Source organism: Leptolyngbya sp. FACHB-671 (genome assembly GCF_014695745.1).
Lineage (GTDB): Bacteria > Cyanobacteriota > Cyanobacteriia > Elainellales > Elainellaceae > JAAUTN01.
Window position 1 is genome coordinate 22,778 of the sequence record NZ_JACJOV010000158.1, and the last position, 15,331, is coordinate 38,108.

The 15,331-nt window shown below is 50.0% G+C and carries 13 protein-coding genes; 7 read left to right on the forward strand and 6 right to left on the reverse strand.

Going from position 1 to position 15,331, the window contains the following annotated elements; all coding sequences use genetic code 11:
* Window positions 1-3: 3 nt before the first annotated feature.
* The 3 genes from H6F93_RS29155 to H6F93_RS29165 all read right to left on the reverse strand — a co-directional run bounded on the left by H6F93_RS29155 (window position 4) and on the right by H6F93_RS29165 (window position 3,416).
* Window positions 4-747, reverse strand: a complete 744-nt coding sequence (locus H6F93_RS29155) for a TRP family putative cation channel (RefSeq protein WP_190688787.1) — start codon at window positions 745-747, stop codon at window positions 4-6.
* Between the two features lie 156 nt (window positions 748-903).
* Complete coding sequence (locus tag H6F93_RS29160) at window positions 904-2,463, reverse strand: NAD(P)H-hydrate dehydratase (RefSeq protein ID WP_524538037.1); 1,560 nt, start codon at window positions 2,461-2,463, stop codon at window positions 904-906.
* A 20-nt stretch (window positions 2,464-2,483) separates the two neighbouring features.
* Window positions 2,484-3,416 (reverse strand): hypothetical protein, encoded by a 933-nt coding sequence (locus H6F93_RS29165; RefSeq protein WP_190688790.1) that lies wholly within the window; start codon window positions 3,414-3,416, stop codon window positions 2,484-2,486.
* Between the two features lie 361 nt (window positions 3,417-3,777).
* Here H6F93_RS29165 and H6F93_RS29170 point away from each other — a divergent pair, with 361 nt between their 5' ends.
* Window positions 3,778-4,200 carry a Na-translocating system protein MpsC family protein gene (locus H6F93_RS29170; RefSeq protein ID WP_242043675.1) on the forward strand — a complete coding sequence of 141 codons (423 nt, stop codon included), beginning with the start codon at window positions 3,778-3,780 and terminating at the stop codon, window positions 4,198-4,200.
* Here the strand turns inward: H6F93_RS29170 and H6F93_RS29175 are convergent.
* Window positions 4,166-4,588: a response regulator gene (locus H6F93_RS29175; RefSeq protein WP_190688793.1), complete on the reverse strand. Its 423-nt coding sequence runs from the start codon at window positions 4,586-4,588 to the stop codon at window positions 4,166-4,168. The two genes, H6F93_RS29170 and H6F93_RS29175, sit on opposite strands and share 35 nt — an antisense overlap.
* 467 nt (window positions 4,589-5,055) lie before the next feature.
* On the opposite strand from H6F93_RS29175, the gene mnmA reads away from it, so the two are divergent.
* The 4 genes from mnmA (at window position 5,056) to H6F93_RS29195 (ending at window position 10,817) form a co-directional block, all read left to right on the forward strand.
* Window positions 5,056-6,135: a tRNA 2-thiouridine(34) synthase MnmA gene (gene mnmA / locus H6F93_RS29180; protein WP_190688796.1), complete on the forward strand. Its 1,080-nt coding sequence runs from the start codon at window positions 5,056-5,058 to the stop codon at window positions 6,133-6,135.
* A gap of 81 nt (window positions 6,136-6,216) precedes the next feature.
* On the forward strand, window positions 6,217-7,395 hold the full coding sequence (sat, locus tag H6F93_RS29185) for a sulfate adenylyltransferase (RefSeq protein WP_190688799.1): 1,179 nt from the start codon (window positions 6,217-6,219) through the stop codon (window positions 7,393-7,395).
* Window positions 7,396-7,443: 48 nt separating this feature from the next.
* Entirely contained in the window at window positions 7,444-9,813 is a 2,370-nt protein-coding gene (locus H6F93_RS29190) for a caspase family protein (RefSeq protein ID WP_190688802.1), read from the forward strand.
* An 812-nt stretch (window positions 9,814-10,625) separates the two neighbouring features.
* Window positions 10,626-10,817 (forward strand): bL32 family ribosomal protein, encoded by a 192-nt coding sequence (locus H6F93_RS29195; protein ID WP_190644203.1) that lies wholly within the window; start codon window positions 10,626-10,628, stop codon window positions 10,815-10,817.
* 121 nt (window positions 10,818-10,938) lie between these two features.
* On the opposite strand, the gene rlmN is transcribed toward H6F93_RS29195, so the two are convergent.
* Window positions 10,939-12,123, reverse strand: a complete 1,185-nt coding sequence (rlmN, locus tag H6F93_RS29200; protein WP_242043676.1) for a dual-specificity RNA methyltransferase RlmN — start codon at window positions 12,121-12,123, stop codon at window positions 10,939-10,941.
* Window positions 12,124-12,191: 68 nt separating this feature from the next.
* Here rlmN and lgt point away from each other — a divergent pair, with 68 nt between their 5' ends.
* Window positions 12,192-13,076 (forward strand): prolipoprotein diacylglyceryl transferase, encoded by an 885-nt coding sequence (gene lgt, locus H6F93_RS29205; RefSeq protein WP_190688805.1) that lies wholly within the window; start codon window positions 12,192-12,194, stop codon window positions 13,074-13,076.
* Between the two features lie 257 nt (window positions 13,077-13,333).
* Here lgt and H6F93_RS29210 read toward each other — a convergent pair whose 3' ends face one another.
* On the reverse strand, window positions 13,334-14,161 hold the full coding sequence (locus tag H6F93_RS29210; protein ID WP_190688808.1) for a PHP domain-containing protein: 828 nt from the start codon (window positions 14,159-14,161) through the stop codon (window positions 13,334-13,336).
* 267 nt (window positions 14,162-14,428) lie between these two features.
* Here H6F93_RS29210 and H6F93_RS29215 point away from each other — a divergent pair, with 267 nt between their 5' ends.
* Window positions 14,429-15,214: an RNA polymerase sigma factor SigF gene (locus H6F93_RS29215; protein WP_190644199.1), complete on the forward strand. Its 786-nt coding sequence runs from the start codon at window positions 14,429-14,431 to the stop codon at window positions 15,212-15,214.
* Window positions 15,215-15,331 lie beyond the last annotated feature (117 nt).

Below are 15,331 nucleotides of genomic sequence, written 5' to 3' on the forward strand. Positions count from 1 at the left end.
AATTTACTCCTTAGCAAGAAAGGCTTGTTTAATCTTTTTGAATAATGTCCTAAAGTCCGTTGTCAAGTCTATGGCTTGCACTAGCCCAGATGATATCAGGTCTTCGGCTCGTTGATCGGTTGCTTTACCCCGTAAAACGGCAGCCAGTACGTCTGCTGTACGTCCACTACCCGCAATCACAACTACAGGTCGCCCTTCTTGAATGTTTTGAGACGCGTCTTTCCAGGTCACCTCTCCCCCATTGATCAAGATGACTATTGAAGGTTGGGAGTCAGCCAAGGTTGAGGCAATTTTGGCAATCCAGGGAGATTCATCTCCCCAACTAGAGCCCGGAACCAAAGCAAAATGCGTATGGTTTGGCTCTAGGAGAGAGGCTTCATCGGATGCATTGGAAGCGTTAGGTAAGGTCGCCAACCCAATCGGGGCAACACCAATCAAGGGAAACGAGGCGTTAATTTGCGTGCGGGCTTCTCCCATCAGTTTCATGATGCCTGCGTCGGTGCCACCATCAACTACAAAGGTTTTCATGTCCTTTGCTAGAGGAGCCAACACTTTTACAAATAATGCCTGCACTCGCCTGCGGTCTGCATCACTCAACTTACTCGCACCGCCGACTACCACCAAAACGGGACCTGGCCCTTGCAAGCCGAGTTGGTTGAGCGCATCTGGTAAATCAGCATCTCGTTGGAGGTGAATTGCTTGTGCCGTTCGACCGTTTGCAAACGTTAGTTGAAAGCTTTGTTCCATGTAGAGGTGAAAAATTAAATACCCATTAGCTTATCGCTTTATCGCATTCTGATTGAATTTTTACATCCTGATTTTTGAAGTATGCCCTAAAGCAGATTGAAATAGTTAACTTTTGTGCGCATGGGGCACGAAAACTCAACGTTGACCAAGCAGACTCTAGAGCCTCTCTAAGTGCGATCGCAAAGTCGGGATCAAAAACTGCGTTAACGTATGCGCGTCAACGCCGAATTCAGTTCGTTCTTGGGCAGCTTGAATGCCTGCTTGAGCGTGCCACCAAGTCGCAGTTTGAACGATCGCTTCTGCTGAGGTGGAATGAGCGATCGCCTGTGCTAGTAGACCACCCAGCAAGCCAGTCAAAACATCGCCACTGCCGCCACGGGCCAGGGCCGGAGTGCTTTCAGGGTTTACCCAGACGATGCCTTGAGAATTGGCGATCGCGACTCGTGCGCCTTTGAGCAGCACAACTGCCTTGCTTTGCTGGGCGGCTGAACGAACGGCCGTAATGCGATCGCCCAGTTGCTCACCCAGATTGGGAAAAAGCCGCTTAAATTCGCCGGGGTGAGGTGTGAGAATCGTGGGTGCCTGCCGCTGAGCAATTTGGGGCATCCGAGCTTGGTTTGCCAGAATATTTAATCCATCTGCGTCTAAAACGAGTGGGCGATCGCTAGCAAGAACTTGCTCTACAACGGAGTCAGCATTTTGGGTCAGACCCGGACCACAGGCGATCACACTATATTTGCTCAGGTCGGTTTCGTCGGGCAGTTGGGCGATCGCACCCGATTCGTCTTCGACACAGCCCAGCGTCAAGGCATCGGGCAGTTGGGCGATCAAAATAGATTTGAGCGATTCAGGCACGGCAATGGAGAGCATCCCGACGCCACTGGCTCTTGCTGCCAGAGAAGTTAGAACAGCAGCACCCATATACTGACGGGAACCGCAGATCAGCAACAAATGCCCCTGCTTGTACTTGTGGGTAGTGGGCGATCGCGCAATCGAGAGGGGTGCGATCGCCGTTTTTGCCGTAATTCGATGTACCTCAGAGGTGCCCAGTACCGTTTGAATCTCGGCAAGCGGCAGGTCAATGTCGATTAACTCAGCCGTTCCTATATATTTCAATGCCTGATCTTGCAGAAATGCAAGCTTCCACAAACCCAAGCAAAAGGTGCGATCGGCACGAACCGCAGTGCCTAAAGCCTCTCCGGTGTCGGTATGGATGCCAGAAGGTAGGTCAATGCTGAGAATGGGCTGAGTCCACTGATTGATTTGATTAATGGCATCGGCGATCGCCCCTTCTAACGCTCGGGTCAGCCCATACCCAAACAGTCCATCGATCAACAAATCACAGGTTTCTAAAGCGGTGAACTGATCAGAGCAGGGAATGCCCAAACTAGCAGCATATTGGGCATGGTGGTCAGTCAATTGCTTGAGCTTGGTTAGCGGTTGGTAGAGTGTAACTTTATAGCCCCGAAAGTGAAGCTCACGGGCAACCACCAGCGCATCGCCGCCATTGTGTCCTGGGCCAACCAGAATGCCAATGTGAGAAGCTTGCGATCGCGGATAGAGCGCCTGAATCCGCTGGGCAAGGAGCCCACCCACCTTTTCCATCAGCGCTGCCACGGGCATCCCTGCCGCAAATACCCGCGCCTCGATTTCTGCCATTTGGTTGGCGGTGACCGCAAAGTGCTGGATTTGCTCTAGCTGTAGGACGTTCAGCACAATTCACAACTCAAAACTTCCTAACGCCTATAGTAAACTCTGGCATCCATACCAAAGTCTCTAAAGTAGCGATTCCAACGAGTGGCTGCACTGCGGTTGGCAAAGGGACCGACCAAGACGTGAGGTCCAAAAGGCTCTCGCCTACTTTCTGCAACTTGAGCCAGCCTTAAATTTCCACCCAGCCGCACCACTTGGGCATAAATAGCGGATATGTTGTCCGCATCTCCCGGAATGGCAACATAGTAGGAGTCATCCGGAATCGGCGTATTGGCTTGAGCAACTTCAGTGTCGCTAAAGTTAGACTGCTGTCCAGAAGCCTCTGGGTTAAACGTTGCTGCTGGCAGCAGTTCAGGGGAGGGCAGGCTAGATCCCCTTGAGGCGACTGTCTGGGTGTTTGAATTGGCTAACACCACACCTGGAACCCGGACCACCTCAGCCCCAATGCCTTGAGCAGCAAGCTCTGCAACCCGCCGTTCTGCGCTATCGGTTTGGTTAAACACGCCTGCCTGGATTACCTGCCGTCCATCATAGTTTTGGAAGAATGCGCCTGATTCCACCCGTCTCACCTGGTTTAGCAGAAGCGGGCTGTCTCCATTGACGTAAACCAGAAAGCGTTCTGAAGCATCAGTCGAGCCAGATTGCTCTAGATCAGCAGAGTCCGGAGCCGGATCATTGTACTGTTGTGGATACTGCTGGGGTTGAGTCGGTGCGACCGGAATTTCTTCCCCAAAAGTCACAGACGGCGGCGGTGGCAGACCATCCACAATCTGCTGTGCCATCAACACGTTTCTGGGTAACGGCTCTGCCCAAGCCGGAGCAATCATCCAACCGCTTCCTAGTAGCACGGAAATTGAGATGAAGCTGAGTAGCCCCGACTGTTGCAACCTAAAAGGATGACAAGATGTAGGCGATTTGTGGTGGAGGTTGCTCATGATGCGATCGCCCCTTTTCATAATGCTATTGAGTCGTGTTTTTGGAATTCGGACTTACCAAACGATCTAACTTGTGGTAGCAAAATTTGCAGCAAGTTTAACACGACAGCGACCTGTAAAGCGTTCATTAGAGGTTTTTGGAGGTTTTTAGGTTAATTCCACAACGGCTGTATCTGCTGATAGACGACTTAAGGCGCAAACAACCGCTAACCTGACGTAACCATTACATAGCACTCGTAGTCTCACCTACTTTTCTTTACCAGGTATTCAGCAAGAGCCGTTTGGACAACTCTGACACCTCTGGTGCTGTTTTTGCTTTAAGTCACCGTCTTTTGGTGGCATTTTAGACACCTCAAAGGCTCTGATGGAGGATAGCTCGCTCATGATGACATCCAGTAGTCCCACACGGGGGCAGATAGAACGTGCCTTGGCACAGCGTATCCAGGCCCTCTATCGAGAAAAATTGGGACATCGACTAGAAAAAGTTACCTGTCAATTTTTTGATGAAAAACTGGCAATCATTCTGGAAAAGTCTACGACCCACGCCGAGCAACTTTTGCTAGCCACAGAGCAAAAAGAACTTGCCGTTAAGCTGCGTTGGCAGATAGACATGGCCATCAAGCCTCAAATCAAGACCATGATTGAGGAGATCGCTGGAATTTCTGTGATTGCCTTGCTCAGCGATACGGCTTTAGAAAGTGGATTTTCCGGGCTACTTGCCGTTCTCAGCAGCCCTCCGCCGGTGCGCGACCCTGCATCAATTCCTAAAATTAGAAAGGAAAAGATAGTAGAGGTAGATGAGTAGCCGCGATCGCCATTAGCTCTTCAACTTCGTAAGGTTTTTTGATCAGCCCATTGCAGCCTGCCCCTACTGCCAGTTCCAAATAAGGGGATTGCCAGAGAGTTGTCACCGCAACGATTGGAGTGGCGATCGCCATTTTCCGTAGCTGCTTTATCAGCTCAATGCCATCAATATCCGTCAGCATGAGTTCACTCAAAATTAGACTGGGCCGCTTTTGCTGAACAATCTCTAGCGCCTCTAACCCTTTTGTAGTTGATAGCGATGAATAGCCACATAAATCTAAGATTTGACTGGCTAGCCATAGGCTATCTGCATTACTGTCAATCACGAGTACCAGAGAATTTTTCTCGGTTTCAGGCAAACCACTACCCGAAAAGCGCTCCAAGTCCATCAAAAACTACTCTCAACAGGCATAAGGTTGAGTCGCTGACTTACAGCGCTCAATTGAGGTTGTGGCGACGTTGTGGACGAGGCACTTCTGGGATAGGCGCAGAGAATTGGCTCGTTTGGAGGTTATCCAGTTTATTCCCTGGTGCTGACTAGACCAAGGGACATCAGTAGACAATCCCTAATATTCTTGCAAATGAGATACTTAGAGGATAAATAATTCTTCTAAAAATGAAGAAATCTAAAGATTTTTGTAGGATTTGAAAAAAGTTTGAGGACTTCCAGACCTGCTAGAGGAAAGCTCCGTAACGATCATTTCCTCACCCCAAGGAGTTCATTTAGCCCGTTGCCAAACGGTTTTGTCGCTAAATGTTAGCCTAAGTAAGGGAAAGTATGCTCAGTGTTAAACAAACCTAACCCAGCAAAAACCCAGAAAATAGAACTTTAAAGTTAAAGTCGCCTCATCAGTTCATGGACAAAGTTGTAGTTGGGCTATCGGGTGGAGTTGACAGTTCAGTTGCAGCCGCAACACTTCATCGTCAAGGCTATGAAGTCATTGGGCTGACCCTTTGGCTCATGAAAGGAAAAGGACAGTGTTGCTCTGAAGGCATGGTGGATGCGGCTCAGCTTTGTGAGCAGTTAGAAATTCCGCACCACATCGTGGACAGTCGGGATGTTTTCCAGTCTAATATTGTGGATTATTTGGTCAGCGGCTACGGTGCTGGGATTACGCCGTTACCCTGCTCTCAGTGCAACAAGGCAGTGAAGTTCGGTCCAATGTTGCGCTATGCCCAGGACGAATTGGGGATCGACCGGATCGCGACGGGACATTATGCTCGGATTAGCTATGATTCCCTGAGCGATCGCCACCAGCTTCGCCGCGCTGTCGATCGCAGTAAAGATCAGTCCTACTTCCTCTACGATTTGACGCAGGATCTACTGGCTCATTCCCAGTTTCCTCTAGGAGAGCAGACGAAGGTAGAAACCCGCAGACTAGCCGCTGAGTTTGGGCTACACACAGCAGACAAGCCCGAAAGCCAGGATCTTTGCCTGATCGAGGCTCACGGCTCAATGCAAACTTTTCTCGATAAGTACCTGGCACCGCAAAAGGGAGACATCGTTGACCAGTCAGGACGGGTGCTGGGGCAGCACGACGGTATTCATCACTACACGATCGGGCAGCGCAAGGGGCTGGGGATCGCGGCAGCACAACCTCTTTATGTCATCGGCATTGATGCAGGACGCAATCAGGTGATTGTGGGCGATCGCGACAGCACTCACCAAACTGAATGCACCGTTCAACAGGTGAATTGGGTCTCCATTGCAGCGCCAGACACACCGATCCAGGCTGAAGTTCAGGTACGCTACCGATCAGCAGCCGTTCCTGCCACCATCATTCCGCTGGAATCGTCGGAGAACGGCGCTACTCGCGTCAAGGTGATTTTTGACGAACCTCAGTTCAGCATTACCCCCGGGCAGGCAGCCGTCTGGTATCGCGGCGATCTGTTGCTTGGCGGTGGGTTAATCGAACCCCACAGCACAGTACGATAGGGGTTGGTTTTGAACTGAACCGGGATCAGTGCTGCTTGCTCAGCCTGATCACATGCTGCTAACCTCTTTACCTCGACTTCAATGACTCAGCACGTAGACAACATCGCCCCGCACGGCGGGCATCTGATTAATCGGGTGGCGACTCCAGAGCAACGCCAGCAATTTTTAGCAGAGGCAGATGCTTTACCTAGAGTGCAGCTAGACGAACGCACCACGTCTGATCTGGTGATGATTGCGATCGGTGGGTTCAGCCCTTTGACCGGATTTATGAATTCGTCAGACTATGAAGCCGTCGTCACGACAATGCACCTGGCTAATGGTTTGCCCTGGTCAATTCCGGTTACGCTCTCGGTGACGGAGGCGATCGCAGAACCCCTCAAAGAAGGCAGCAAAATTCGCCTGGATGATCCCAATGGTGAGTTTGTCGGCATCCTGGAGCTAGAGCAAAAATATCGTTACGACAAGCTCAAGGAAGCCATCAACGTCTATAAAACAGACGATCAAGCACATCCGGGTGTGAAAGTGGTCTATGAGCAAGGCCCAATCAATCTGGCAGGTGCAGTTTGGCTGTTGCAGCGTGATCCCCATCCTTTCTTTCCCACCTATCAGATCGATCCGGTTGACTCGCGATCGCTATTTCGTGAAAAAGGCTGGAAAACCATTGTTGGGTTTCAAACACGCAACCCGATTCACCGCGCCCATGAGTACATTCAAAAATGCGCTCTAGAAACCGTGGATGGGCTGTTTCTCCACCCGTTAGTCGGGGCCACCAAGAGCGACGACATTCCGGCTGACGTGAGGATGCGTTGCTACGAAATTATGCTGAAATACTATTTCCCCCTGGATCGTGTGATTCTCGCCATCAACCCAGCCGCAATGCGATACGCTGGCCCCAGGGAAGCAATTTTTCATGCTCTAGTGCGGAAAAACTATGGCTGCACTCACTTTATCGTCGGTCGGGATCATGCTGGAGTAGGTGACTATTACGGCACTTACGATGCTCAATACATCTTTGACGAATTTGATCCCACCGCATTGAGGATCAGTCCGATGAAGTTTGAACACGCCTTTTACTGCACTCGTACCCAGTCAATGGCGACGACCAAAACCAGCCCCAGTACGCCTGAAGAGCGAATTCACTTATCTGGAACGAAGGTTCGTCAACTGCTGCGTCAAGGTGAGTTACCACCCCCTGAGTTTTCTCGCCCTGAAGTTGCAGCAGAGCTGGCACGGGCAATGAAGGTTGCGGCAGAAGTTTAGTCATTCGTCGGGTTAGCAACGCAGAAGTTTAGCAGCGTAGAGGATTCAGTGGGACTAAAGCGTCGAGCTTTCTTACAGCAAGCTGGTTTAACACTGTTTGCCCTGGGGAGCAGTGAGGCGGCATTGTCTCTAGTGATAGACCGATACCAACAGGCACTCGCTCAGCCAACGAATCGCAAGTTGGCACTGCTAGTCGGCATTAACCAATATCCTGAGCAAGTTTCCGATCGCTCCACCTATGCCCTAAATGGTTGCATCACGGATGTTCAGCTTCAGCGAGAACTGCTGATTCACCGCTTTGGCTTTCAGCCCAGTGACATTCTGACGCTGACCGACCAGCAGGTAACCCGTGAAGCGATCGAAGCTGCTTTTCTCACGCATTTGACAGAGCAAGCTCGACCTGGTGATGTGGTGCTTTTTCACTTCAGCGGGTTTGGCAGTCAGATCAAGCTGGGAGAGAATGGTGAACTGGTTCAAAATAGCTTGGTGCCAGTTGATGGCGTTTTGCCTACTGAGGAAAGTCCATATATTAATGATTTGCCGGAGGAGACACTAGGGTTACTACTGCGATCGCTCTCCACTGAGCAAGTCACTGCGGTGCTAGACACTAGCTATGCTGACCCCAATCGAGCTATCCAGGGCAACCTGCGGGTTCGCTCTCGTCCCACTACGCCTAACGGTTGGCTTGCCCCAGCGGAACTGGAATTTCAGGCACAGTTGCGCGGTCGGGTGAGAATTTCCCAAGAACAAAGTCAGTCCCAATGGCGAACGGGTCAGTTGCCCGGCATTGTCTTAATGGCAACGGGACCAAATCAAGTTGCAGCAGAAGGACAATGGAATGGATTTAGCGCCGGATTGTTTACCTATGCGCTGACGCAGCACCTCTGGGGCGCAACACCTGCCAGTACACTCCAGCTCACTCTGGGACTCACCGCTGGATCTGTCGAGCAACTGGTCGGCAAAGAACAACAGCCGTATGTCTTGGGGCAAAAGAGCCAGAATCCATCCCTATCGCCTTACTACCTTAAGTCTGATGCTACAACGACTGCTGATGGTGTGGTTACGGCAATCGAGGAAGACGGTAAAACAGTCCGGCTGTGGCTGGCTGGACTTCCCGCAGCGGTACTAGAAAATTACGGACAAAATTCACTCTTGTCACTAGTTCCGTCGAATGCTCAGCCCGGTGAAAAGATTCAGCTGCTTGAGTCTGTTGTTGCGGACGTTGAAACGACCTCATCGGCAGACAAGCAACTACTTCAGATTCGCAGCCGTGAAGGTATATCAGTTAGAGCAAGAATTTCTGCTGCTTCTAGCACCATGCCGCTGCAAGTGGGGCAGCTAGTCCAGGAATCAGTGCGAGTTTTGCCACGCAATATCAATTTGACTGTGGCGCTAGATTCTAGCCTGGAGCGAATTGAGCGGGTAGATGCGACAAGCGCTTTTGCGACAATCCCCAGGGTGACGGCGATCGCCGCTGGTGAGCAATCTGCAGATTATGTTTTTGGCAAAACTCAATTAGGTGCTCCAACCCTGGCTGCATCGTTGACCGCATCCTCGCTTGAAGCAGGAGACTTGGAGCCAAGACAGCCAGTGAATGGTGATTTACCTGCTCCTAAAAGCAGTTATGGTTTATTTCACCTGGGGCGGTCTGCTCTCCTAAACACGCTGTCCAAGGAAGAAGAAGCCGTCAAAACTGCGGTAAACCGCATTACCCCCCAACTTCACACTCTTTTGGCGGCAAAGCTACTTCGCCTGACCAGTAACGCAGAATCATCTCGTCTGGGTGTGCGGGCAACGCTGGAAATGACTGCCCCTCAAGAACGGATTGTGATGCAGCAGGAAACGCCTCGCGCTCCCTGGGCTGCCCCTGCCAGTCGATTAGCCGGACTGTTTGTAGGCGATGGCAAATTGCCTACCTTACCGATTAATAGCCGCCTTCAGTATCGGCTGTGTAACTATAGCGATCGCCCTGTCTATTTCATTCTTTTAGGTTTAGATAGCAGTGGGAATGCGATCGCCCTCTTTCCTACACCCACATCTGAAAATAGTCTTGATTTCGAGGCTGCTCCCGCCGATAGTCTGCTCTCACCGGGAGAAATCTTGCTCATTCCCCAATCCACGCCGTCTGACTGGACACTACAAGGACCACCTGGCGTAGTCGAAAATTACGTGATCTTCAGCCATACCCCACTCACCCACACCTACTCTGCCTTGGAAATTTCTATGCGCTCTAAGGGAGATGCCAGACGGGTCAGCACCCTGGCAAATCCGCTAGAAGTTGCCCAAGCAACCTTACGAGACTTGAATCAAGCTAGCTTGGTCGCTAACAGTAGGACAGACGTACCGCCTGACACCTACACCTTGAATTGCAACAACTGGGCAACCCTAAACTTTGTCTATCAGGTAGCAAAAGCCTAAGTCTTGAGTGGAATACAAAGTACGTCATACAGCAGTGGCGCACCGTGCCACTGCTGTATGACGTGCAATTGAGAATTGCTATAGACGCAGTGGAGAACATCTGGGAAAAGCTCAGTAGTGCACCCATACAGAACTCGTGGCACTTTCAACTTTTTGCCCCAAGGTCATGCCCTACAAGAGCATTTGCTCCTTTCAAAACTTCTCTTCTGAGGGGAAATATCTTTCTAGGACATTGTTTTAAGTACTCAAAGCTACCTTCCAAGAATGAATGTAGCTGAATTTTGCCTACTCTTTTTGCTGCCATCTAACCGAAGAAATAATTAATCAAATCTTAAGAAATAAAGATAAGGAGTATACCGAAATTAGATAGAAGCCTCACAAATTTCTCTCCAAACAGTGGAAATTTGGAGACTTGGTTAAAGATCTTTGAAGAAACTGTAAAGCTATGAAAAATATTGCAGTCTCATACCCAGGAAATAGTCATTCTGGCTCCATTGTTTTTCTGCTTTGCTCTCAGTTTAGTGGCTGGAAAAAGCCAACCATAACCGAGTTTCAATTCCTGGATGTAGCGGGGATCACGCTTTAGGCTTATGATCCCAGGTTAGATTTACGTTGCAACTTTTATTAAATGCTGACATAATAAAATTAAATGTTGGAAATTTTTTCTGCTTATTAACTATCTTTAAGTTAGTTAATCTAGATACATTTTTCGATCGAAGGAGTAAGAGAAACCTTACTTTTTACTCTAAAGCTCTAGGTTTGTTCAAGATTTACTTTTTTTCGAAAATTAGCTGAGTCGAGAGGGTTTTAAGATGCAAACGATACAGAAAATACCTACAATTCAAGCCGTTCGCTGCCCGAATTGTGGTAGCCCAGCCGAGCGACATCACCTCACCGCTAACCAGCTCACTCGGACACAGTGTCCTGCTTGCGATTACCTGATGGTCATGTGTTCGGAAACGGGTAATGTGATTGAGGCTTATGCTCCGGGCATTCCAGCCTGATTGGCTTTGAAGATTTTAAGCGTCCACTGTGAGGGCTAGAAGTTCAACTTCTAGCCCTCATGTTTTTTATGCCGAAGCATCTGTCCTAGACAAAAATCAAATTGGTACGGTATCCCGGTTGTTAGGCGATCGCCCCCACCTTAGAAGCTCGTAGCTGACCACAAGCCGCATCAGCCGCCAAGCCTCTAGACTGTCGGACACTGACCGCAATATGTTTGGCTTTTAGCGCTTCCACAAAAGTTTGAATACGCTTTGAATCAGGACGCTGATAATCGACTTCTTGAATCGGGTTGTAGGGAATCAGGTTGACATGGCTCTGGAAACCCCGCAGATGTTCAGTCAATTGATTGGCATGTTCGGGGCGATCGTTCAATCCACCCAGCAGAATGTATTCAAAGGAGACGCGACGACCCGTAATCTGTACATATTCGCGGCATTCTTCCAAAAGCGCTGTCAAGGGATAATGATGAGCGCTGGGAATCAGCTGTTCTCGTAAAGCCTGATTAGAGGCGTGCAAACTTACTGCTAGCGTCACCTGAAGCTGATGCTGTGCCAAACGGCGAATGTGTCCGGGAATGCCAACCGTAGAAATGGTGATCGATCGCTGCCCAATTCCCACATCTTCATTGAGCGATCGCACGCTCGCCAGCACGCTGTCTGTATTTAACAGCGGCTCTCCCATGCCCATAAACACAATATTGCTAACCCGCCGCTGAAAATCTTCTTGCACAGTCAACACCTGATCAACAATTTCGTGCCGCCCCAAGTTGCGCGTAAAGCCGCCTTTACCCGTCGCACAAAAATCGCAAGCCATTGGACAACCCACCTGCGAGGAGACACACACCGTCAGTCGCTTGTCGGTAGGAATCCCCACAGTCTCAATAATTTGTCCATCAGCTAAACGCAGCAGAAACTTGACCGTGCCGTCTGGCGCTTCTGACCGATAATGCAGCGTCGATCGCCCCACAGGAACGTCCGCCAAATTTGCCCGCCACTGCTTTGGAAACACCGAAATATCTGCCAGCGATCGCCCCCCCTGTTGATATAGCCACTGGTGCAACTGCTTTCCTCGATAGGCGGGTTGCTGCTGCTGTTGTACCCAATCAGTTAGCTCCGCTAAAGAAGCCCCCAACAGAGGAGGGATAGGACTCACCGCTTGAGCAGGATTGAGGCGATCGCCCTCAGCAGATTGAACGGGGTCAATAGAATCGACAGCAGACATAAACAGCCCTGGAATGAGGAGGATCTCCATCTTAACGTGGAGGCGATCGCGCCATTTTCGACCGCATCCACCCAACTCAGGCATTATGGTTAGTGGTATTGTCCAACCTGACCAGAATTACAATCCAGTTTTTATTCAGTCCCACAATACACATGTTGTTGCACACGCTACCCCTAATTGCCAAATTTGCCTCGCCCGGCCCAATTCTCCTGGAGTGGGGCCCGCTCACTATCCGCTGGTATGGCTTGCTCATTGCATCCGCCGTCCTGATTGGCGTTAGCCTATCAACCTATCTGGCAAAACGTCGAAATGTGAATCCCGACCTGTTAGGAGATTTAGCAATTTGGCTGGTACTGGCTGCGATTCCCTGTGCGCGGCTGTATTATGTGCTGTTTCAATGGCAGGAATATGCTCAGAACCCAGCAGACATCATCGCTATCTGGAAAGGCGGTATCGCTATTCACGGCGCAGTTTTGGGCGGTATTGTCGCGTCTCTAATTTTTGCTCGTCTGAATAAAGTATCTTTCTGGCAATTGGCTGACCTGGTGTCACCCTCACTAATTTTGGGACAGGCGATCGGTCGCTGGGGAAACTTCTTCAACTCAGAAGCCTTTGGTCGTCCCACAGATGTACCCTGGAAGCTCTACATTCCCCCGGCTCAACGTCCTCCCGGCTACACTACAGCAGAATACTTCCACCCCACGTTCCTTTACGAGTCACTGTGGAATCTGGGAGTGTTTGCAATTCTGATTTTCCTCTTCTTTAGGGGGCTACAGAACCCAACAAAACTCAAAACTGGGACGCTATTTTTGGTGTACTGGGTTTGCTACAGCCTGGGGCGCTTTTGGATCGAAGGACTGCGAATGGATAGCCTCATGCTTGGGCCGTTAAGAATTGCCCAAATTGTTAGCCTGGTTGGAATCACAGTAGGATTAGCAGGTTTGATCTGGCTTTACGGTTTGAAGCGATCGCTCCCCGATGTGGTTTCAGAAGACGCATCTTCAGTACCAGCAAACACCAAGTCTAAGAATCATTAAACGGCATCCATTGGAAAAAGAAAAACCCCGGAGGGTTAACTCCAGGGTTTTAATCAGGGTGCATCTACCATACCCTTCTACTAATTACATAGGGTCGATCCGGAAACTCTGAAAAATTCTCCTTTTTCCACCGCAAGATGTAGCAGTACGGTAGGGATGAAGCATTCGGCAGAAGGATTGTGATTAAGTTGCAGAGTTTGTGCCCGAATGCTTCGGTCCCACCCAAGGTGTTGTCCTTTTACGAAACAGATTCCGGCTCAAGCCCTTAACCTTTCAGCTGCTTGCTTCACGGGTTCAAGCAGGTTGAGCGGCAAGTTCAGCAAGTTTAACGTAGTGATGTGTTTGTCTTTCGTACCAGGAATCGGACCGTGGTAATCGCTCCCTCCTGTCATCAGCAGTCCATACTGAGCGCAAAATGTTTCCAATTTTCTTGTCTCGGAAGGGGTATGGCTGGGATGATAAACTTCAACTCCCATCAACCCCGCAGCAACAAGTTCTTGCAACACCACTTCCACATCACCGCCACGAAACAGATAGGGGTGCGCCCAAACGGGTACTGCCCCCGATGAGCGCAGCAGCTCAATTCCTTCTACAATCGAAAACTTTTCGTAGTGAACGTAGGCAGGACAGTCATCTCCTAAAAAGCGATCAAACGCTTCCCTTGCAGAATTTACATAACCAGCCCTAACTAACGCTGTCGCTAAGTGAGGACGACCGGGAGCCATGCCCTCTCCCAGGTTTGGTAGCTCGATTGGATAGCCCATTTCTGCCAAGTTTGCTGCTATTTGTTTCGCGCGCCTTTTGCGTCCCTCCAGCCGCAAGGACAGCGGCTCACTCAATTTAGAGGCATCTGGGTAAAACCCAAGAATGTGTAGCGATCGCCCATTATGGACCGTACTTAATTCCACACCGGGGACAATTTCTAAACGCTGCTCTGCCGCTACAAAAGCCTCATTCCACCCGGAGACCGTGTCGTGGTCAGTGATGGCAAGTGCTTTGACTCCAGTGGCGATCGCTGCTTCAACCAATTCGCCCGGAGTTAGTGTGCCATCAGAATACGTCGTGTGACAGTGAAGTTCTAACATGTCCTGATTATAGTGATACCCACTCAAAAAATTGGGGTACGAAAATTGGGGTACAGAGAGGCAACCCCGTCGGGATTGCCTCTCTGTACCTTGTTTGGTCGAAACAGAGTAAGGCTGAACCTGAGCGATTTGAAGCAAACCGTTTCAGCAATCCGTAGTTTTGCTGAGACCTCTCAGGAGCGCTGTTCAAACACCCGTAAATTAACGATGGTTTGCTAAGGGTTCCACCGAGAGAATAAGCCTAAGTCTGACGTGAGGTCTTATCCGATGGTGGCTACTGAATCTTCTCTCCGCTCCGATAATGTGGAATTGCTGATGTCCTACCAGCACAATCCCACCGTCGCCCTTCGCAACAAACTTGTGCGTCTTAACGCAGGACTAGTCCGCAAAATCGCCCATCGAATTAGCCGCCAGTGCTGTGAACCTTACGAAGATTTGGAACAGATTGGTTATCTCGGATTAATTCGCGCCGTTGAGCGGTTTAACCCCAGCCAAGGATATGCCTTTAGCTCCTTTGCCGTTCCTTACATTCGGGGTGAAATGCTGCACTTTTTGCGCGATCGCAGCAGTTCCATCAAGATTCCCCGTCGTTGGCAAGATTTGCAAAAAGAAGGACAGCGGATTCGCGCCCAGCTTACCCAATCGCTCGGACATCAACCCTCTGATGCAGCGGTTGCTGAGCAACTAGGAATTTCCTTGAACGAATGGCGTGAAGTTAAGCTGGCCACTCAAAACCGTTCACCCCTCAGCCTCGACGCAACGGTGTCTCAACAAACCGATTCCTCAATGACATTGGGCGATTCTTTGACAGATCCTCAATATCAAAACCTTCAGGTTTTAGAAGAAGACCGCCAACAGCTTCAACTTGCCTTGAGCCAGCTAGAAGACAAAACTAGAGCCGCAATTGAGTTTGTCTTCTTCAGTGGACTTTCACGCAAGGAAGTGGCTGAAAGAATTGGAATCAGCCCTATGACCGTGACTCGTCGCATCCAGCGTGGTTTGGAGCAAATGACGACACTCATGCAAGCTCAAACGCTACGCACTGACCCATAGATCCTCACAGCAGTCCCAAAAAGCCGAGAGCGTTACATCCTTGGATGTAACGCTCTCAGTTTTTTAGAGCATTTATTCTCGTCTCCAGTCTCACCTGAAGATCAGAATAAGAGGTAT